The following is a 20380-nucleotide window of genomic DNA, read 5'->3' as shown; positions in this document are numbered from 1 at the left end:
GACATGGTTGAACTGCCACTATGTGCCGGGAAAACATAATTAGTAATTATCTATCGATGCTTGCAGGTTAATGAATTTGTAGCTGTAACGTCGATGATCAATACTTCCCTCCAAGCCCATTAGCCGGCAGTTCAAGACTGACAGAGGAAGAAGACCGCATGAGCCAGACCAAGACGCTTACAACCGCCAGTGGCGCGCCAGTCGCTGATAACCAGAATTCCCGTTCCGCCGGCCCACGCGGTCCGCTGCTTCTCGACGATTTCCATCTCATCGAAAAACTCGCGCACTTCAACCGTGAAAACATTCCCGAGCGCCGTGTCCACGCTAAAGGTTCGGGCGCTTACGGTACGTTCACCGTCACCCGTGACATCACGGAATACACCAGTGCGAAGTTGTTCGAATCTGTAGGCAAACAAACGCCAACCTTTCTGCGCTTTTCTACCGTAGGTGGCGAGCGTGGTTCGGCCGACACTGAGCGCGATCCGCGCGGCTTCGCCTTGAAGTTCTACACCGAGGAAGGCAATTGGGACATCGTTGGCAACAACACGCCAGTGTTCTTCATCCGCGATCCGCTGAAGTTTCCGGACTTTATCCATACGCAAAAACGTCTGCCGCAAAGCAACCTGAAAAGCGCGCAGATGATGTGGGATTTCTGGTCGCATTCGCCTGAGGCGCTGCACCAGGTCACTATCCTGTTTTCTGATCGTGGCATCCCTGACGGCTATCGCCATATGCATGGCTTCGGCAGTCACACTTACAGCCTGATCAACGCCAAAGGCGAGCGTCACTGGGTGAAGTGGCACTACAAGACTCAGCAAGGCATCAAGAACCTGGCACCAGCCGAGGCCGCCCGTTTGGCCGGTACCGACCCGGACTATGCGCAACGTGACCTGTTCGAAGCGATCAAGCGTGGTGAATTCCCGAAATGGCGCGTGTGCATTCAGATCATGACCGAAGCCCAGGCGGCGGCTCATTACGAGAACCCATTCGACGTGACCAAGACCTGGTCGCAGAAGGAGTTTCCGTTGATCGAAGTTGGTGAGCTGGAATTGAACCGCAACCCGCTTAACTACTTCGCTGAAGTCGAGCAGGCTGCGTTTGGCCCGAGCAACATGGTGCCAGGCGTGGGTCTGTCGCCAGACCGCATGCTGCAAGGTCGCGTATTCGCCTACGCTGACGCGCACCGCTACCGTGTGGGCACCAACCACCAGCAATTGCCGGTGAACGCTCCGCGCAGCCCGGTGAATACTTATCAGCGTGACGGCTCTATGGCGTTCGGCAGCAATGGCGGCGCGGCGCCGAACTATGAACCGAACAGCTACGTTGAGTCGCCGAAGCAAGCGCCGCATTACGTGGAGCCAGCGCTGGCCTTGAGTGGTGCCGCTGATCGCTATGATCACCGCGAAGACACCGACTACTACAGCCATGCCGGTGCCTTGTTCCGCTTGATGAGCGAAGAGCAAAAAGCGCTGCTGGTCAGCAACATTGCCGGCGCAATGGCGGGCGTTTCCAGCGACGTCGTCGATCGTCAGTTGCAGCATTTCTACAAAGCCGATCCAGCGTATGGAGAAGCAATCGCAAAGCTGCTCAACTGACAGCTTAACGTAGTCTAAACGAGAAGCAGAACCGCCCTCATTTGGGCGGTTTTTGCGTTATTTGGCCTGCTTTTCTCAGAATATCTTCGCTTTTATTGCGTGCGGTGAGTGACCTTCCAGTCAGGTTGGTTCAAACTACAGACTTTCAGGAAGGGAGATGTAGGGCGATGCAAGGCCACCCAGATGTAATCGATTACCTCAATACGTTGCTGACCGGCGAGCTGGCCGCGCGTGACCAATATTTCGTTCATTCGCGGATGTATGAGGACTGGGGGTTTACCAAGCTCTACGAGCGCATCAACCACGAGATGGAAGAAGAGGCCGGCCACGCCGATGCATTGATGCGGCGGATTCTGATGCTCGAAGGCACGCCGCGCATGCGTCCGGATGATCTGGATGTCGGCACCACCGTGCCTACGATGCTCGAAGCTGATCTGCGCCTCGAGTACAAAGTCCGCGCTGCGCTGTGCAAAGGCATCGAACTTTGCGAGCAACACAAGGACTACGTCAGTCGCGAAATTCTGCGGGTTCAGCTCAACGACACCGAAGAAGATCACACCTACTGGCTGGAAAAGCAGTTGGGCCTGATCAAGCTGATCGGTCTCGAGAACTACCTGCAATCCCACGCGTCCTGATTGCACCAGCTACAAAAAAGCCCCTGGCACCTCAACGGTGACAGGGGCTTTTTCATGCCTGGCAGTTAAGCCCGATCGCGGATCAGCAGTGGCTTGAGGTAATGGCCGGTGTGAGATTGCTTCATCTCGGCGACTTCCTCCGGCGTACCGGTGGCAATGATCTGCCCGCCCTTGGAACCGCCTTCAGGACCGAGGTCCACCAGCCAGTCAGCGGTCTTGATCACATCGAGGTTGTGCTCAATGACCACCACGGTGTTGCCGTGGTCGCGCAGACGATGGAGGACGTCGAGCAATTGCTGGATATCGGCGAAGTGCAGGCCGGTGGTTGGCTCGTCGAGGATGTACAGGGTCTTGCCGGTATCGCGTTTGGACAGCTCGCGCGACAACTTGACCCGCTGAGCTTCACCGCCGGACAGGGTCGTCGCCGACTGCCCGAGCTTGATGTAGGACAGGCCGACATCCATCAGCGTTTGCAGCTTGCGCGCCAGTGCCGGCACTGCATCGAAGAACTCCCGAGCTTCCTCGATGGTCATTTCGAGGGTCTCGTGGATGCTCTTGCCCTTGTACTTGATTTCAAGGGTTTCGCGGTTGTAGCGCTTGCTCTTGCACACATCGCAGGGCACGTAGATGTCCGGCAGAAAGTGCATTTCCACCTTGATCAGGCCGTCGCCCTGGCACGCTTCGCAGCGACCGCCCTTGACGTTGAACGAGAAACGCCCCGGGCCGTAACCCCGGGAGCGCGACTCGGGCACGCCGGCAAACAGTTCGCGGATCGGCGTGAACAGCCCGGTATAGGTCGCCGGGTTGGAGCGCGGCGTACGACCGATCGGGCTCTGGTCGATGTCGACGACTTTGTCGAGATGTTCCAAACCTTTGATGCTGTCATGTGCGGCCGCTTCCAGCGTGGTCGCACCATTGAGCGCCGTGGCGCTCAGCGGGAACAGCGTGTTGTTGATCAGTGTCGATTTGCCCGAACCGGATACGCCAGTCACGCAAGTCAGCAAGCCGATCGGGATGTCCAGATCGACATTGCGCAGATTGTTGCCGCGCGCACCCTTGAGCGACAGGTTGAGCTTCTTGTTGCGTGGGGTGCGTTTGGCCGGCACTTCGATCTTCACCCGGCCGGACAGGTATTTGCCGGTCAGCGAATCAGGGTGTGCCATGACTTCGTCCGGCGTGCCCTCGGCAACGATCTGCCCGCCGTGCACACCGGCGCCCGGGCCGATATCGACGACATAGTCAGCCAGACGAATCGCGTCTTCATCATGCTCGACCACGATCACCGTGTTGCCGATATCGCGCAAATGCTTGAGCGTACCGAGCAGCCGGTCGTTGTCGCGCTGATGCAAGCCAATGGATGGTTCATCGAGGATATACAGAACGCCGACCAGGCCCGCGCCAATCTGGCTTGCCAGACGAATCCGTTGCGCCTCGCCACCGGACAATGTGTCGGCACTGCGATCCAGCGACAGATAGTCGAGGCCGACGTTGACCAGAAATTGCAGACGCTCGCGGATTTCCTTGAGGATTTTGTCGGCGATCTCGCCGCGTCGCCCTGTCATCTTCAGCGCACCGAAGTATTCACAGGCATCGCCGATCGGCAGATTGGTCACTGCCGGCAGGGTTTTCTCGCCGACCCAGACGTGCCGGGCTTCGCGGCGCAGACGCGTGCCACGGCAATCCGGGCAGGCCTGATGGCTGAGGAACTTGGCCAGCTCTTCACGCACGCTCGCCGATTCGGTTTCGCGATAGCGGCGCTCAAGATTCGGCACGATGCCTTCGAACGGGTGCGAGCGTTTGACGATGTCGCCACGGTCGTTCAGGTATTTGAAGTCGACGTTCTGCGAGCCGCTGCCATGCAGGATGAACTTCTGCTGCTCGGCGCTCAGCTCGTTGAAGGGCTTGTCCAGGCTGAACTTGTAGTGCGAGGCGAGTGAGCCAAGCATCTGGAAGTAATAGACGTTGCGCCGGTCCCAGCCACGGATCGCGCCCTCGGCCAGGGTCAGCTCGCCATTGACCAGACGCTTGATGTCGAAGAACTGCTTCACACCCAGGCCATCACAGGTCGGGCAGGCGCCGGCCGGGTTGTTGAAGGAAAACAGCTTGGGTTCCAGCTCGCTGATCGCATGGCCGCAGATCGGGCAGGCGAAGCGTGCGGAGAAGATCATTTCTTCGCCCGGCTCGTCGTCCATCGGCGCGACCAAGGCAATGCCGTCGGCGAGTTTCAGCGCAGTCTCGAAAGACTCGGCCAGACGTTGCTGCAGATCGGCGCGGACCTTGAAGCGGTCAACGATCACATCGATCGAATGCTTCTTCTGTTTATCCAGCTTCGGCAGCTCGTCGAGCTCGCAAATGCGTCCGTTGACCCGGGCGCGGACGAAACCTTGCGCACGCAATTCCTCGAAGACCGACAGGTGTTCGCCCTTGCGCTCGCGGATCACCGGCGCCAGCAGCATGAGTTTGCTGCCTTCCGGCTGCGCCAGCACCAGATCGACCATCTGGCTGACGGTCTGCGCCTCCAGTGGAATGTCGTGATCCGGGCAACGCGGCGTACCCACGCGGGCATAGAGCAAGCGCAGGTAGTCGTAGATTTCGGTGATGGTGCCGACCGTGGAACGCGGGTTGTGCGAGGTCGACTTCTGTTCGATGGAGATCGCCGGCGACAGGCCTTCGATGGTGTCGACGTCGGGTTTTTCCATCATCGACAGGAACTGCCGAGCGTAAGCCGACAGCGATTCGACATAGCGGCGCTGACCTTCGGCATACAGCGTGTCGAACGCCAGGGACGACTTGCCGGATCCGGACAGGCCGGTGATGACGATCAGCTTGTCCCGTGGCAGGGTCAGGTCGATGTTCTTCAGGTTGTGGGTACGGGCCCCACGTATCAGGATCTTGTCCAAAGTGGCCTCGCTTGGCGGGCGTCGAAAACGTAGGAGTATACGGGCAAATACTGGATGGATGCACACTATCCAACGAAGGGCGTTTTGCCGTTCATGAAGAGAGTTTCATCTATACGCGTCATAGCGTCGCGATATACCCCGTCTTCCGATGGGACTGGTAGAATCGCCGCCGGTTCACACGAGGTTTTTCCATGCACGATCCCCACAGCGAACGCATGAGTGGCAGCGAGACCCGCGCGGCGAGCGGTCTGGCCCTGGTGTTCGCCTTCCGTATGCTTGGCATGTTCATGGTGTTGCCGGTGCTGGCGACCTATGGCATGGATCTGGCGGGAGCGACCCCGGCCCTGATCGGGCTGGCGATTGGCGCTTACGGTCTGACCCAGGCAATTTTCCAGATTCCGTTCGGGATCATTTCCGACCGCATCGGTCGCCGGCCGGTGATCTACCTCGGCCTGATCGTGTTCGCTCTCGGCAGTGTTCTGGCTTCCCAGGCCGATTCGATCTGGGGTGTGATCGCCGGGCGGATCCTGCAGGGCGCCGGGGCGATTTCCGCAGCGGTGATGGCGCTGCTTTCCGACCTGACCCGCGAGCAGCATCGCACCAAAGCCATGGCGATGATCGGCATGACCATCGGCCTGTCGTTTGCCGTGGCCATGGTGGTCGGGCCGTTACTGACCAGTGCGTTCGGGCTGTCCGGGCTGTTCCTCGCCACTGGCGCCATGGCGCTGGTCGGCATCCTGATCATCATGTTCATGGTGCCGCAATCCACCGGGCCGTTGCAGCACCGTGAGTCCGGCGTCGCCCGGCAGGCACTGATGCCGACGCTCAAACACCCGGACCTGCTGCGCCTGGATCTGGGCATCTTTGTGTTACATGCCATGTTGATGTCGAGCTTCGTGGCCTTGCCGCTGGCACTGGTGGAAAAAGCCGGTTTGCCCAAGGAACAGCACTGGTGGGTCTACCTCACCGCGCTGCTGATTTCGTTCTTCGCCATGATCCCGTTCATTATCTACGGCGAGAAGAAACGCAAAATGAAACGAGTTTTGCTCGGCGCCGTCATGACATTGATGCTGACTGAACTATTCTTCTGGCAGTTCGGCGACAGCCTGCGTGCTCTGGTGATCGGTACGGTGGTGTTTTTCACCGCGTTCAATCTGCTCGAGGCATCGTTGCCGTCGCTGATCAGCAAGGTTTCACCGGCAGGCGGCAAGGGCACGGCCATGGGCGTGTACTCCACCAGCCAGTTCCTCGGTTCGGCACTCGGCGGGATACTCGGCGGCTGGTTGTTCCAGCATGGCGGTCTGTCGGTTGTGTTCCTCGGATGCGCCGCGCTGGCTGCACTTTGGCTGGCCTTTGCTGTTACCATGCGCGAACCTCCCTACGTGACGAGCCTGCGCTTGCCGTTGTCGCCCGAAGCGATCCGCGAAGCGGGTCTGGTCGAGCGCCTCAAGGCCCTGGTAGGGGTAACAGATGCAGTGATAGTCGCCGAAGAGGCGGCTGTTTACATCAAACTGGACAAAGAATTAGTGGATCGCACCACCCTCGAACGCCTGGTCAACAACCCGGCCGGGGCTGCGTGCGACGCTTAGGAGAACGTTATGGCCCGTGGGGTTAACAAAGTCATATTGGTCGGCACTTGCGGCCAGGATCCCGAAGTTCGCTACCTGCCTAACGGTAATGCCGTGACCAACCTGAGTCTGGCCACCAGCGAACAATGGACCGACAAGCAGACCGGTCAGAAGGTCGAGAAAACCGAGTGGCACCGTGTGTCGATGTTCGGCAAGGTTGCCGAGATCGCCGGTGAATACCTGCGCAAGGGTTCGCAGGTCTACATCGAAGGCAAGCTGCAGACCCGCGAGTGGGAAAAGGACGGCATCAAGCGTTACACCACTGAAATCGTGGTCGACATGCAAGGCACCATGCAACTGCTCGGCGGCCGTCCACAACAGGGCGACCAGCAAGGCGGCGGCAACAACTACCAGCAGCAGGCGCCACGTCAGCAGGCACCGCGCCCGCAGCAGTCGGCTCCACAGCAGCGTTCGGCTCCGCAAGCACCGCAGCAGGCCGCACCGCAACCGGCTCCGGATTTCGACAGCTTCGATGACGATATTCCGTTCTGATTTGCCGCTGTAACCGTCTTGAATGAAAAAGGCCCGTCGCTTAAACGACGGGCCTTTTTTGTGAGGCTATTTCAGCGCGACCCCTATCACCTGTAGGAGCTGACGAGTGCAACGAGGCTGCGATCTTTTGACGTTGCTTCTGAAGATCAAAAGATCGCAGCCTCGTTGCACTCGTCAGCTCCTACATGAGGAATTGTTTCAGTCGAGGATCAGGTGCGGCAAAAATCGACTTGAATCCTTGGTGATCAGACTATTGTCTTCACGCACACCAATCCCCGCTGCCTCATCGCCAATCACCCACGAGCCAATCAGCGTGTAGCTGTCGCCAAACTTCGGCAGCGGTGCGAACTCCTGCAGGATGAACGGCGCATCGGTGTAAGGCCCGTCCTCTTTGACGATCAGACCTTCCGTCGTTTGCAGCTCGATGTTGGCGCCTTCGCGGGAAAAGTACGGCTTGCGCACCCAGCCCTTCGGCACCGCACTCTGCGGATTCGGATCAAGGTGCGCAGCGAGCAGATTCGGATGGCCCTTGTGCAATTCCCACAGCAGCGGCAGGGCACCTTTGTTCGACAGAATCGCCTTCCACGCCGGTTCGAAAAACTGCGTATCGCATTCGGCGATCGCTGCGCCGAACGGCTCGTGGAAGATGAATTCCCAGGCGTGCAGCTTGAACAGGTGCGGGATCCAGCGATCCTGCAGATCGACGAAACGACCTTCAGCCGTCAGGCCAATGTCTTCGATATCGATGTGGCGTGATTCGATGCCGACCTTTTCCGCGATCAGCCGCAGGTAATCGGTGGTGCCTTTGTCCTCGACCGAATCCTTCATCGACGCAAAGTAGAACGGCCGCTTCAACTGCAACTCGGCGAAGGCCTGATGCAGCTTGGTGTCGATGCTGTTGAACTGGTCGGCATGCGGCGGCAGCGTGCCACGCTCGATGCACTGTTCCAGCCAGCCCCATTGAAAGGCTGCCGCTTCATAGAGGCTGGTCGGCGTGTCGTAGTTGAGCTCCAGCAGTTTCGCCGGCCCGTTGCCGCTGTAGGAAAAGTCCATGCGACCGTACAGATGCGGATGACCCTCGCGCCAGGAGGTGCGGATCATGTCGTAGTACGCCGCCGGGATACTCAGGCGATCGAGCAACTCCTCGCTGTTGACGACGCGATCCACCAGGTCCATGCACATCTCATGCAGTTCGGTGGTCGGGTCTTCCAGATCGTTTTCGATCTGCGCGAGGCTGAACTGGTAGTAGGCGCTTTCGTCCCAGTACGGTTCGTCGTCGATGGTGTGGAACAGGAAACCGAGGCTTTCAGCGGTGTGTTTCCAGTCGGGGCGCTCGGCGCAGTGGATCTTTTTCATGTCAGCTGCTCGAGCGTCCGGAACTGCTGCCCCAGCCACCCCAACCGCTGCGGGCGCTGGACTGGCTGCCGAAGCCGCCGCGCGAAGTCGACGAGGCAACGTTCACCGGTTTGCTCTTGCTGCTCTCGTAATCCGACTGGCTGCGCGAGGTTGTGTCAGCTCGGCGGTACTGCGTTGAGGTGTTGTACGGCTGGCGCGTTTCGCGATCACGGTAAACGGTGCGTTCGGCGTTGTTGCTCATTGCGTTGCCGATCAGCCAGCCGGTCAGCCAGCCATTGCCGCCGCCACCTGAGCCACCGGAATAGTGCGAGCCGCCGTGGCTGGCACTGCTGCTGGTGGTGTCTCCCGCCGGCATTTGCGAATTGGCGATGGCATCGAGATCCTGCGGCGTCTCGGCATTGCCCGGCACTTTGAAGCCGCCGAGTTTCGGCACGAAACGGCCATCGGAATTTTTCTGACACCAGCCAGCGGCAAAGTCTGCGTCGCACTTGGCCTTGTCGTTGTAGGCCGGGGCGATGCGCCGGTGTTCGTTCAGGGCGGCGACGTAGGCGCTGGAGCAGAGATCGGCGGCCAATTCGGCGTCGACACACTGTTCAACGCTCTGGAAGTTGCGCGGCTGATCCAGCGCCGCTGCTTCACCGGAAATCGCCATCGCCACCGATGCGGCGAGGGACAATTGCACGTATTTGCTGCGTTTCATCGAGAGGCTTCCTGCCGGTCAGTGGGACGGGGTCATGCACGCGGCATTGAGCATGCCGACGCTGATCGCCACGGCAGCCACATAGATGCCGGCCGCCACTTCGCCGTTGGCGATGCGCTGGGAAGTGCCCTTGAGCACCAGCCCGGTAGCGACAAACGCCAGCAATTGCACGACGGCGGCGATGACCGCCCAGAGGACGAAGTCGAGCACGTTGACCGAGTAGGCGATCACGTTGCTCGCCGGAATCGCGAAACCGATGATTGCCCCGGACAGGGCAATGGCGGCGGCAGTGTTGCCGGCGCGGATCAGCTCGAATTCCTTGTGCGCGGTGATCCGCGTGTAGACGAATTGAAACAGCATGAACAGCAACACGGCGCCGATCAGGTAGACGACAAAACCGACCAGCGCGGTTTTGTTCAGAGAAACGGCCAAGACTTCCAGCATGAAAAACTTCCTTTTTTAAATGGCGCTCAAATCAGTCGTGTACAGCGAGATGCCCAGCGAGGTGCTCAGGCTGACGGTGCCTTCTTCGTCCTGTTCGACTGAGAACAGCAGCAGTTCGCGGCGATCGGTCAGACCGGTGTCGCGGGCATACAGCATGGCGTGGTGCTTGATGGTGTAGGACTCGTCCGGATTGACCACGTGTTCGGTCATTGGCACCAGTTCAGTCTGCTGCAGTTCGGTGCCCCATTCGCGGGCGTATTCAACACCGTCGTGGTTGTAGGTCGGCAGACCGATCAGGCTGTTGGGGCCGGCCAGACGCTGCAGTTCGGCGTCACTGTTGACCGTCACGTAGCTGAGGTAATTGAACAGGGTGACCGACTCGACCTGATCATCGCCGGTGACGTGGATCTGCACCCAGAAATCCTCGTCGTTCATGTAATAGCGGTGCAGTTTGTTGGACTGGCCGAGATCGACCCAGCCGGCGCTCCACACCGCTTGATCGAATGGCACCCGCACCGAAGTCGAGCCTTCCAGCAGCAACGCCAGGGTCGTGTCGAAGCGCACGCCTTTGCCTTGAGCCATGCCCAGTGGGCCGCTGGCGCCGGTGGTCGTTGGCGCAGCGGTCTGCCAATTGCTGGTGCCGAGCAAGTCTTTAAACCATCCCATGGGTACGTTCCTTGAAGCGGGTGGAGGTGTTCGGGTGAAAAAGTGGCGGTAGTGTAACGGGCGAAGCGGTGAACGAGCAGGGGCAATTACGCCGCAAAACCATGTGGGAGCGAGCCTGCTCGCGAATGGGTTGTGTCAGTCACTCGATTATTTGACTGTCACGACGCTTTCGCGAGCAGGCTCGCTCCCACAAGTTACCGTTCAGTCATTACTGCGCGGACTTCTGCTTCAGGCGCTCAAGGATCGCATTGGCGCTGCCTTCGTTCGGCGTGATGCCGGCGTCGCGCAGTTTGCGTTCCAGGTCGTTACCGGTAGAGGCGTCGGCCAGTTCGTCCGCTGCGCTCAGCTCGGCAGCGCGTTGCTGCTGCTTGGCTTGCAGGCGGTTCAGGGTGCCGACCGCGGTTTCCAGTTTGCCGTTGGCGCCGCCGCTGGCAATCGAGGCGCTGACCTGGGCTTTCTGCACGCTGTCGCGGGCCTTGGCCATGTCCACTTGCTGGCGCAGGCTCTTGATCCGCGATTCGGCTTTGCTGATGTCTTTGCGCATGTTGTCGGCGTAGGCGCCGAATTCATCGCTGAGTTTCTTCTCGGCAGCGAGGTCGTTGGTCAGGGTCGAAATCGCTTCGGCCACTTCCAGCGCCAGGTCTTCACGGCCGGCATTCAACGCGGCCACAGCCTTGGCTTCGAGGTCCTTGATCTTGGCGTCGTATTCGCTGACGCGGTCGGCGGCCAGTTTGTGCTTGGCCATGATCGTTACCAGTTCGCGGCGGGCATTGGACAGCGCGGTGTCCGCGTCGCGGATTTCCTGATCGAGGATGCGCAGGGCCTGCTGGTCGGCGATGGCTTCGCCAACTTCATTGGCGCCGCCGCGCAGTGCGGTGAACAACTTGCTCCAGATGGACTGAGTCATTGGATATTCCCTGTTGATTACTTGAAGAAGTGTTCGAAGGCTTCGCTGGCGCGCTGCACGTTGTCGACCAGGGTTTTCACCTCGGTGACGACGTTGGTCAGGCTCGAATCAGCACTGAGCGCGCCGAACATGTTGTAGACGGTCTGCCCGTTCGGCATCGATTCGATCCCGATCGAAGACAGCGGGAACATCTCGCGGCTGCGCAGTACGGCATCGTTGAACGCCTGGACGTTGCTGATCGAATCGATGTCCACCAGCACGGTGTCGACGATGATCTGCTGGCCGGCCAGGGCGATGTGAATCGGCAGACCACCGAATTCATTCATTTCCAGCTTGATGCTCGGTTCGGAGCTCTGGATCAGGGACAGCGAAATCTCTTGGGAAGCCACCTCGTCCAGCGCCTTGAGGGCATTGAAGAGGCTGTCGATGGTCCAGTTGTTGCCTGCGCTCATGTATTTCTCCGACATGAAAGAGCCAGCCAGAATCGGTTGGCGTAGCTGTTGCTCCATTTGCTTGAGCAAGCTTCGGTTTTCCGGAAGCACCCAAGTTTCGTGTTTCACATAACCGGCGGCGGCCAGGCCTGCGCGCATCTGCTTCATGTAGAAGCTCGACGGTTTTTTCGCTGACGTCTTGCCACGCTCGCCCTTGGGGCTGGCTGCGGCAGGCGTCGGAGTGCGGCTTGTCATGGCTGGAATCCGGTTATGAGCGTCTCACGCGTGGGCCACACTACAACCAATGCAAAGTGCCATCAATGACTCACGCGTGAGATTTTCATGACAGACGCAAAAAGGCCCGCAACGCGGCGGGCCAGGGGATTGCGCAGTTGTTGCTAGGCGTTGCTGCTCAGGAACTCTTCAGTGGATACCACGCTGGCATAGGCGAAACCCAGCGCGGCCATGAATGCTGCGTGCACATGGGCGGCCGGCACCGTCAGGCCGTTGAATTCAAGGTCACGGCTGGCGCAGGCATCGTGAATCACGGTCACGCTGTAACCCATGTCCGCCGCCGCGCGGGCGATGCCATCGACGCACATATGGCTCATGCTGCCGACCACCACCAGGCCGTTGATCCCGTGTTCGTCGAGCACCGCTTTCAGTTCGGTTTCGCGGAACGAGTTGACGAAGTGCTTGAGCACCACCGGCTCGTCGGCGCGGTTGAGCACTTTCGGATGCAGTTTCGCGCCCTCGGAGCCGGGAGTGAAAAACGGCGCGTCTTCGGAGGTGAATTCATGCCGAATGTGCACCACCGGATCGCCCGTTTCGCGAAAGGCTGCGATCAGCCGTGCGGCGTTATCGGCAGCGGCGTCGGCGCCGACCAGCGGCCACTTGCCTTGGGGGAAGTAGTCGTTCTGGATATCGACTACGATGAGCGCTTGCTTGGCCATGAGATTGTCCTCGAGACGGTGATTGGGTGTGGCCTCAGTATTGACGCTGGCCGAGGATTCGAGGATTGGCCGCACCGACAATAGGCAGGGGAAAACTGACAATGGCTGCACAAAGAGCCGCCACCGCTGAACTGGGCGTGCTGATTTACCCCGGCGCGCAACTGGCGGCGGTGCACGGTCTGACCGACCTGTTCGCCGTGGCCAATCGCATCGCTGCCGAGTATCAGGCTGTGCAATTGCCCGTGCTGCGGGTCAGTCACTGGCAGGTTGAGGGCGAGCAGCTGCCGACGCGGGTCTATGACAGTCATCCCGGCGCCGAAGACGCCTTGCTCGCCGTGCTGATTCCGCCGTCCCTCGGCGGGTTCGATGCGGCGCAGATGACCGTGAGTCTTGCGCAATGGCTGCGCGATCAGCATGCGCGCGGCGCAACCCTTGGCGGTGTCTGTGTGGGCTCGTTGATGCTCGCCGAAAGCGGCTTGCTCGACGGTCGCAGCGCCACCACGCACTGGACCTCGGCCCAGGCTTTCGCCGAGCGTTACCCGAAGATCAAGCTGAAGGCCGACACGCCGATTGTCGACGACGGCGACCTGATCACCACGGCCGGGCTGATGGCCTGGTCGGAACTGGGACTGCGTCTGGTCGATCGCTTGCTCGGCCCGAGCATCGCCACCGCGACCGCGCGTTTTCTGGTGATGGAACACAGCGACAGCGCCAGTGAATGCGGAAGCAATTTCGCACCGATCCTCAGCCATGGCGACGCGGCGATTCTCAAGGTCCAGCACTGGCTGCAAAGCACCGGGGCGACGGATGTTTCGCTGAACGCGATGGCCGAGCGTGCGGGACTTGAAGAGCGTACTTTCCTGCGCCGATTCCGCGCCGCGACAGGCTTGAAACCGACCGAGTATTGCCAGCACCTGCGGGTTGGCAAAGCGCGAGAAATGCTCGAGTTCACCAATGGCACGATCGACCACATTGCCTGGACTGTCGGCTATCAGGATCCGGGCGCGTTTCGTGCGATCTTCAAGAAGATTACCGGGCTGGGGCCGAGTGATTACCGTGGGCGGTTTGGTGTGAATCCCGCTCCCAGAACGACGATGAACTAATGTGGGAGCGAGCCTGCTCGCGAAGGCGCTGGATCTACAGAATTGTAGTCGGCTGACACTACGCTTTCGCGAGCAGGCTCGCTCCCACAATGATCGCGGCGAGGGTGAGAGATCGTGCAATTTGCCGGAGTTTTGCGCGCTGTCGTGCAGTTTGAAACAGGCGTGATGCCAGCACAGTCACGGCAAGCTCCCGATTATCGGGCGGTTCGTGGGGATCGTTGATTGGCCTGATCTCTGCAAATTCCCTGAGTGAACCCATCGACTGATGCAAGGGGAACGCATGACCCCGACACCCAGCAACAAAATCGTCGTGGCCCATTCGGTGCGTGCCGAGGCGCCGCAACATGAAGTCGAGACCAACAAGGCACTGGCGCGTTGGCTGGCGCAGATTCTCGGCTGCAAATTCGGCGGCAGTTTCGATCCGGCCAAACATCAGGGCCGCGAGCTGTATCTGCTGCCAACGCAAACCATCGTTGGCGCCGCCCACGCTCAAGCGCTGGGCATCAAAGGCCCCGATGACTTGTGGGGCGGTTACGTCGAATACGATTTCATCTGCACCAAAGCCATCAGCCACGGCTTGCGCAGCCATCTGGCGCACGCGCCGCAAGGCTGGTCGCCGCTGTTTTCGGAGCGGGTGCGCAACGTTGTGCTCGACGGTCTCAGCGTATTCGCCTTGGAAGATGCGCGGCCCGCCGCCGAGCATCTGTTGTACGCCGGGCCGATTCGCTTGAAGCCGATTCACGCTTGCGCCGGTCGCGGTCAGGAAGTGATCAAAAGCCTCGATGCGTTCGATGAAATCCTCGCTCGTCCCGAAGCGCAAAGCCTGTTCAGCGACGGCGTAGTGCTGGAGCAGGACTTGAGCAACGTCGTCACCCACAGCGTCGGCCAGTCGTTCATCGGCGGCAAAGTGTTGAGCTATTGCGGTGATCAATACTTGACCGAGGACGGTCAGGGCGAAGAGGTCTACGGCGGTTCGAACTTGCTGGTGGTGCAGGGTGGCTATGACGAGTTGCTCGCGCTGGATCTGCCTGACGATGTGCGTCTGGCCATCGAGCAGGCGCAGGTCTTCGACAGTGCCGCCAACGAAGCCTACCCACGCTTCTTCGCCTCGCGGCGCAATTACGATATCGGCCAAGGCCTCGACGCCAGCGGCAACCCGCGCAGCGGCGTGCTCGAACAATCCTGGCGCATGGGCGGTGCCAGCAGCGCTGAAGTGGCCGCGTTGCAGAGCTTCGTCAACGATCCACAGATGCGCGCGATTCGCGTGTCGTCGGTGGAAACCTATACCGATCAGGCGCTGCCGGCGGACGCCATCGAGGTCTATCGCGGCCCGGCGGAAAACAGCGCATTTCTTCTCAAATATGTGACGGTCCAATCCTATGACGGCTAGAAGCGAATGCATTCAAATCGACATTGATGACGAACAGATGAGCGGGACCTTTCTCAGTCCCAAATCGAAAGTCCCGGGGGTGTTGTTCGTGCACGGTTGGGGCGGCAGTCAGGAGCGTGATCTGGAACGGGCCAAAGGCATCGCCGGCCTGGGTTGCGTATGCCTGACCTTCGACCTGCGCGGGCACACCGGCGGCACCGGAATCCCGCTGACCCGGGTGACCCGTGAAGACAATCTGCGTGACTTGCTGGCGGCCTACGATCGCCTGCTGGCGCACCCGGCGCTGGATACCTCGGCGATCGCCGTGGTCGGCACCAGTTATGGCGGTTATCTGGCCTCGATCCTGACGTCATTGCGCCCGGTGCGCTGGCTGGCGCTGCGCGTGCCGGCGCTGTACCGCGACGAGCAATGGCACACGCCCAAACGCGATCTGGACAAGGCCGACCTGCGCGATTATCGCAATACGCTGGTGCGCGCCGACAGCAATCGCGCCCTGCATGCCTGTTCGCAATTCACGGGCGACGTGCTGTTGGTGGAATCGGAAACCGACGACTTCGTGCCCCACGCGACGATCATGAGTTACCGCGCCGCCTGTCAGCAGACTCACTCATTGACCCATCGGATTATTGATGGCGCCGATCATGCATTGAGTGATCCGGTGTCGCAGCAGGCCTACACCTCGATCCTGGTGGACTGGATTACCGAGATGGTGGTGGGGGAGCGGTTGAGCATTATCCAATCCAGATGATTCTGTCGCATGTACCGGCCCCTTCGCGAGCAGGCTCGCTCCCACAGGTTGAACGCATTTCAAATGTAGGAGCTGCCGAAGGCTGCGATCTTTTGATGTTGATTCTAATGTGTGGGTTTCTTCTCGATCCGCAGCGCCTTGGCCTTGGCCTCCACCACCAGATACATCACCACCGTGATCAACAGCGGCAGCAGAAAATAAATCGCCCGATACGCCAGCAATCCCGCGACCAGACTGCCGCGCGATGCCTCATGCTGCAGCAACGCCACGAACACCGCCTCCAGCACACCCAGCCCCGCCGGAATGTGCGTAATGACCCCGGCAATCGCGCTGATCAACAGCACCCCAAGCACCAGCGGATAATCCAGTTTGCTCGGCAGCAGAGTGAAGATCACCGCCGCCATCAGCGACCAGTTCAACGCGCCCAAGAGCAATTGCAGCACCGCCATGCGCAGCGACGGCAGGTTGATTTCCACGCCGCGTATCGACCACTCGCGGCGCTTGGAGAACTGACACGCCGCCAGATAGCCGGCACTGACCAACAGCAATAACACCCCGACCAGTTGCAAGGCCGAACTGCTGAGTTTCCAGCCCGGCGGCATAGTCACCAGACCGCTGCTGAATACTACGCCAGCGATGGTCATGTAGCCGAACCAGTTGGTTGCCAGGCTCAGGCCGAGAATCTTGGCAATGTTGCCTTTGCTCACGCCCAGCCGCGAATACAGGCGATAGCGCATGGCGATGCCGCCGACCCAGGCGCTAAGGTTGAGATTGAAGGCGTAGCTGATGATGCCCACCGGCAGGATCTGCTTCCAGGTCAGGTCTTGCCGAATGTAAGTGCGGCCGATCAGGTCGAAACTGGCGTACACCAGAAAGCTCAGCAACGTCAGGCTGGCGGCGATGATCAGCGTGCGCACCTTGAAATCGGCGAGGGTCTCCAGCACCTCGGCCCATTCGATGCGGGTGGCGAACATCGTCAGGAGGACGATCAGCGCGAGGAAAAACAGGATGGTCAGCGGACGTTTCCAGCGGCTCCATTTCGACGGCGCCGCTTGTGTCGAATGGCTATCGGAGTGCACTTCGGAATGACTCATGGACGCGCACCTCGGAAAGGCTTCAGACGCGGTTTATGCGCCGGCAGCCAACCGGCCATGGCCGGGAAGTGCCGCAGGAAGTGGAACACCAGAAAGCCCACGGTCATGTGCCAGATGCGCCCGCGCGGCAACAGCTTGGCGTCCATGGCTTTGCAGTGGTTCTGGCTGAGATCTTCGAGGCGTTCGTACAGGTGCTGATTGAACGCGCGGTCGCGGATCAGTACGTTGGCTTCCAGATTCAGCGACAGGCTCAGCGGGTCGAGATTGCTTGAGCCCACGGTGCTCCAGTCATCGTCGACCAGCGCGACTTTGCCGTGCAGCGGGCGTTGGCAGTATTCGTGAATCTGCACGCCGGCACGCAGCAGATAATCGTAGGTCATGCGCGCCGCCAGTTTCGCCACGAGCATGTCCGGCTGGCCTTGCAGGATCAGCCGCACCTCGACGCCACGGCGGGCGGCGTTGCGGATTTCACGCAGCAGCCGGTAACCGGGAAAGAAGTAGGCGTTGGCGATGATCACCCGGCGCTTGGCCTTGCGCAGTACTTGCAGATACACGTCTTCGATATCGGTGTTGTGTTGATCGTTATCGCGGAACACCAGGCGCACCTGGCCGTCGTGATCGGTGAAGGCCATTTCCTCCAGGCGCTGGCGCCGGCGCTGCCACCAGAACCGCGCGCGCCCGGGACGACCGCTTTGCAGCAGGGCGAAGTGATGGATATCGGCGACCACCGGGCCCTGGATCTCCACCGAGTAATCCTGCTTGGCTTCAGGGCCGAAGTCGGCCAGGTGATCGCCGGAAAAGTTGATCCCGCCAATGAACGCGATCAAGCCGTCGACCACCACGATCTTGCGGTGCAAGCGGCGGAACCAGTTGGTGCGGATGCCCAAATGCTTCGGCGCCGGATCGAAGATTTGCAGATGCACGCCGGCATCGCTCAAGGCCGACAGATAGCCGGTGCTCAGCTCGCCACAGCCGAAGCCGTCGAGGCTGACCGTGGTGCGCACGCCGCGCTGGGCGGCTTCGATGAGGATTTGCTGCAACTCGGCGCCGACCTTGTCTTCGAAGACGATGAAGGTCTCCAGCAGGATCTCGCTCTTGGCTGCGCGCATCGCTTCGAATACCCGGGGGAAATATTCCTCGCCGTTCTCCAGCAGCTCTACGCGGTTATTGCTGTGCCATTGATACTCGACGTCCACGTGGCCGGGCTCGCGCACCGGCGGGTTCAGCGGGACCGGGTCGACGGCGGATTTTTCCAGTGGCGCACTGTTCATAGTTCAATCTCCACCGATAACGGTGCGTGGTCGGAAAGGTGGGACCAGGGCCGGTTGGTCAAAACTTTCGGCCGGCTGGCCTTGAGGTTGCGTACGTAGATGCGGTCGAGTCGTAGCGCTGGCAGCCGCGCGGGAAAGCTGCGCGCCGGCTTGCCGTACTGCTCGGCGAACACTTCGCGCAGGCCACAGGGCTTGAGCTGCGCGTCGGCGCGCTGGCGCCAGTCATTGAAATCGCCAGCGACGATCACCGGGGCATCAGCGGGCAGTTCGGCGAGACGTTGCATCAGCAGATCCAGTTGCGCATTGCGGTGGCTCTCGCGCAGGCCCAGATGCACGCAGATCGCGTGCACTTCGGTGCCGTCGCCAGGCAGGCGCAGCACGCAATGCAGCAGGCCACGGTTTTCATGGCCGCTGATCGACACGTCGAGGTTGTCGTGGCGGATGATCTGGAATTTCGACAGCAGCGCATTGCCGTGGTCGCCCGCCGGGTACACGGCATTGCGCCCGTAGGCGAATTGCGGCCAGAGGCTGTCGGCGAGGAATTCGTATTGCGGCATCGTCGGCCAGTTGTCGTAGCGTTTCGGATGCTGCTCGTGCGTGCCGTGGACTTCCTGCAGAAACACCACGTCGGCGGCGACGCTGCGCACTGCTTCACGCAGCTCCGGCAGAATGAAACGCCGGTTCAGCGCGGTGAAGCCCTTGTGGGTGTTGACAGTCAGTACGGTGAAGGTGCGCACCGAGGGCGCAACCACGGAGCCTTCGTCGGTGAAACCGACCGGTTCGGGAATGCTCATGACAGAACTCCTTCTGCGGCGACTTGCCCGGGAGTTGTGGCGAGGTCTTTGTCGAGGTCCAAGCGCTGCAACAAGTTGCGTGCGTCGTAGGGCGCGCGGACTTTGATGTCGTTGTCGAAGTAGCAGAACACTTCGCGGGATTTGCGCGCGCGGGGTTTCAGGCGTGGGGCTATCAGGTGGGCGTCCTCTGGCTGTTTACCGTGATGCCAGGCGTCGATGCGCTCTGCCCAGCGCTTGAGCGCTTGTTCGGAATAACCGCTGGCGTAGAGCTCTTCGGCGCCGTGCAGGCGCAGATAGACGAAGTCGCTGGTGAGGTCTTCGCGGTACGGCCATTTGCCGGCGGTGTCGGCAATGACCAGCGCGGTGTTATGGCGCTTGAGCAGGCGCACGAACTCCGGGTCGATAAAGCTCTCGTGACGGATTTCCACGGCATGGCGCAGCGGTTTCTTGCGCCAGGCTTTGACGCTGGCGTGGCCGGGAAGATGCGAGTCGTGCTGGCGGGCGAGGGCGGCTGCGGCTTGGGTATCGTGGGGCAGTTGCGCGAGAAAGTGATCGAAGCGCTCGGCGTCGAATTTGAAATTCGGCGGAAACTGCCAAAGGATCGGCCCGAGTTTTTCCTTCAGTTCCAGAACGCCCGAGGCGAAGAAATTCGCCAGCGGTTTTTCGATTTCGCGCAAGCGGCGCACGTGGGTGATGAAGCGCGGCGCCTTGACGCTGAAGACGAAGTCATCGGGGGTTTCGGCGTACCACTGGGCGTAACGTTCGGGTCGTTGCAGGGCGTAGAACGATCCATTGATTTCAATGCTGTTGACCGCGCGGGAGGCGAACTGCAATTCGCGCTTCTGCGCCAGTCCCTTCGGGTAGAAATCCCCGCGCCACGGGGCGTAGCGCCAGCCTGAAATACCGATGTGAATCGTCGCCATCCCATCCTCCCGTAGAAAGTCCTCGTGTTGCCGATGTTCTGTGATGACTGCGGCGGGGGCGGGAAAGTTTCGGTGGCGTTACGGACGGTCGCGGGTGAAGCGAAGATCAAGAGCTTACCCCCTCACCCCAACCCTCTCCCCCAAGGGGGCGAGGGGGAAGGGAGCAGATCTTCATGCCTCCTGAAATCGCGTACGACTGTGAAGGGAGCAGATTTTCATGGTTTTCAGGACTTGAGTTCGACTCAAGACGTGCAGTTGGTGATTTTGGTCATGCAACTCGGTCGGCTCCCTCTCCTGGGGGAGAGGGCTGGGGTGAGGGGGCTCTTGAACTTGCCGCGCAATTACCGATC

The 20380-nt window shown here is 60.3% G+C and carries 19 protein-coding genes; 7 read left to right on the top strand and 12 right to left on the bottom strand.

What is annotated here, in order from left to right; genetic code table 11:
* The first annotated feature begins 158 nt into the window (after positions 1–158).
* Both AC0Z5Z_RS15565 and bfr read left to right on the top strand, forming a co-directional pair.
* A complete protein-coding gene (locus AC0Z5Z_RS15565) occupies positions 159–1595 on the top strand; it encodes a catalase (RefSeq protein ID WP_485611286.1) in 1437 nt (478 codons plus the stop codon).
* 167 nt (positions 1596–1762) lie between these two features.
* On the top strand, positions 1763–2230 hold the full coding sequence (gene bfr / locus AC0Z5Z_RS15560) for a bacterioferritin (protein WP_016772947.1): 468 nt from the start codon (positions 1763–1765) through the stop codon (positions 2228–2230).
* Between the two features lie 65 nt (positions 2231–2295).
* On the opposite strand, the gene uvrA is transcribed toward bfr, so the two are convergent.
* Positions 2296–5130, bottom strand: coding sequence for an excinuclease ABC subunit UvrA (gene uvrA, locus AC0Z5Z_RS15555; protein ID WP_041477664.1), 2835 nt, complete (start codon positions 5128–5130; stop codon positions 2296–2298).
* A 191-nt stretch (positions 5131–5321) separates the two neighbouring features.
* Here uvrA and AC0Z5Z_RS15550 point away from each other — a divergent pair, with 191 nt between their 5' ends.
* Together AC0Z5Z_RS15550 and AC0Z5Z_RS15545 are read left to right on the top strand one after the other, a co-directional pair.
* The gene (locus tag AC0Z5Z_RS15550) at positions 5322–6719 is read left to right on the top strand and encodes an MFS transporter (protein ID WP_041477665.1); all 1398 of its coding nucleotides are present in this window, start codon (positions 5322–5324) and stop codon (positions 6717–6719) included.
* Positions 6720–6728: 9 nt separating this feature from the next.
* A complete protein-coding gene (locus AC0Z5Z_RS15545; RefSeq protein ID WP_041477666.1) occupies positions 6729–7250 on the top strand; it encodes a single-stranded DNA-binding protein in 522 nt (173 codons plus the stop codon).
* Between the two features lie 198 nt (positions 7251–7448).
* On the opposite strand, the gene AC0Z5Z_RS15540 is transcribed toward AC0Z5Z_RS15545, so the two are convergent.
* The 7 genes from AC0Z5Z_RS15540 to AC0Z5Z_RS15510 form a co-directional block, all read right to left on the bottom strand.
* Positions 7449–8606: a glutathionylspermidine synthase family protein gene (locus AC0Z5Z_RS15540; RefSeq protein WP_252876986.1), complete on the bottom strand. Its 1158-nt coding sequence runs from the start codon at positions 8604–8606 to the stop codon at positions 7449–7451.
* Between the two features lies 1 nt (position 8607).
* Positions 8608–9306 carry a DUF1190 domain-containing protein gene (locus AC0Z5Z_RS15535; RefSeq protein ID WP_056790788.1) on the bottom strand — a complete coding sequence of 233 codons (699 nt, stop codon included), beginning with the start codon at positions 9304–9306 and terminating at the stop codon, positions 8608–8610.
* 18 nt (positions 9307–9324) lie between these two features.
* The gene (locus AC0Z5Z_RS15530) at positions 9325–9750 is read right to left on the bottom strand and encodes a DUF350 domain-containing protein (RefSeq protein WP_016772952.1); all 426 of its coding nucleotides are present in this window, start codon (positions 9748–9750) and stop codon (positions 9325–9327) included.
* 15 nt (positions 9751–9765) lie between these two features.
* On the bottom strand, positions 9766–10416 hold the full coding sequence (locus tag AC0Z5Z_RS15525; protein ID WP_252886877.1) for a DUF2491 family protein: 651 nt from the start codon (positions 10414–10416) through the stop codon (positions 9766–9768).
* 208 nt (positions 10417–10624) lie between these two features.
* Positions 10625–11323, bottom strand: a complete 699-nt coding sequence (locus tag AC0Z5Z_RS15520; RefSeq protein ID WP_041477670.1) for a PspA/IM30 family protein — start codon at positions 11321–11323, stop codon at positions 10625–10627.
* Positions 11324–11340: 17 nt separating this feature from the next.
* Entirely contained in the window at positions 11341–11922 is a 582-nt protein-coding gene (locus AC0Z5Z_RS15515) for a YjfI family protein (RefSeq protein ID WP_225914461.1), read from the bottom strand.
* 230 nt (positions 11923–12152) lie between these two features.
* Entirely contained in the window at positions 12153–12707 is a 555-nt protein-coding gene (locus AC0Z5Z_RS15510; protein WP_485611285.1) for a cysteine hydrolase family protein, read from the bottom strand.
* Positions 12708–12808: 101 nt separating this feature from the next.
* Between AC0Z5Z_RS15510 and AC0Z5Z_RS15505 the strand changes: the two genes are divergently transcribed.
* From AC0Z5Z_RS15505 to AC0Z5Z_RS15495, 3 genes are all read left to right on the top strand, one after another.
* A complete protein-coding gene (locus AC0Z5Z_RS15505; RefSeq protein WP_485611284.1) occupies positions 12809–13810 on the top strand; it encodes a GlxA family transcriptional regulator in 1002 nt (333 codons plus the stop codon).
* A 280-nt stretch (positions 13811–14090) separates the two neighbouring features.
* The gene (locus AC0Z5Z_RS15500; protein WP_485611283.1) at positions 14091–15200 is read left to right on the top strand and encodes a DUF3182 family protein; all 1110 of its coding nucleotides are present in this window, start codon (positions 14091–14093) and stop codon (positions 15198–15200) included.
* A complete protein-coding gene (locus AC0Z5Z_RS15495) occupies positions 15190–15948 on the top strand; it encodes an alpha/beta hydrolase family protein (protein WP_041477675.1) in 759 nt (252 codons plus the stop codon). Before AC0Z5Z_RS15500 ends, AC0Z5Z_RS15495 begins: the two co-directional genes overlap by 11 nt.
* A 104-nt stretch (positions 15949–16052) precedes the next feature.
* On the opposite strand, the gene AC0Z5Z_RS15490 is transcribed toward AC0Z5Z_RS15495, so the two are convergent.
* The 4 genes from AC0Z5Z_RS15490 to AC0Z5Z_RS15475 are packed head-to-tail and all read right to left on the bottom strand — an operon-like array spanning position 16053 to position 20030.
* On the bottom strand, positions 16053–17042 hold the full coding sequence (locus AC0Z5Z_RS15490) for a lysylphosphatidylglycerol synthase domain-containing protein (protein ID WP_041477676.1): 990 nt from the start codon (positions 17040–17042) through the stop codon (positions 16053–16055).
* The gene (gene clsB, locus AC0Z5Z_RS15485; RefSeq protein WP_016772961.1) at positions 17039–18313 is read right to left on the bottom strand and encodes a cardiolipin synthase ClsB; all 1275 of its coding nucleotides are present in this window, start codon (positions 18311–18313) and stop codon (positions 17039–17041) included. The genes AC0Z5Z_RS15490 and clsB overlap by 4 nt, the downstream gene beginning before the upstream one ends.
* Entirely contained in the window at positions 18310–19107 is a 798-nt protein-coding gene (locus AC0Z5Z_RS15480; RefSeq protein ID WP_056790768.1) for an endonuclease/exonuclease/phosphatase family protein, read from the bottom strand. The genes clsB and AC0Z5Z_RS15480 overlap by 4 nt, the downstream gene beginning before the upstream one ends.
* On the bottom strand, positions 19104–20030 hold the full coding sequence (locus tag AC0Z5Z_RS15475; RefSeq protein WP_056790764.1) for a DUF72 domain-containing protein: 927 nt from the start codon (positions 20028–20030) through the stop codon (positions 19104–19106). Before AC0Z5Z_RS15475 ends, AC0Z5Z_RS15480 begins: the two co-directional genes overlap by 4 nt.
* Positions 20031–20380 lie beyond the last annotated feature (350 nt).

The sequence above is a fragment of the Pseudomonas sp. 1L-E-NC-VB-C3 genome (assembly GCF_057291535.1).
The sequence above is the reverse complement of the archived record's forward strand: the minus strand, read 5'-3'. Positions and strand labels throughout refer to the sequence as shown.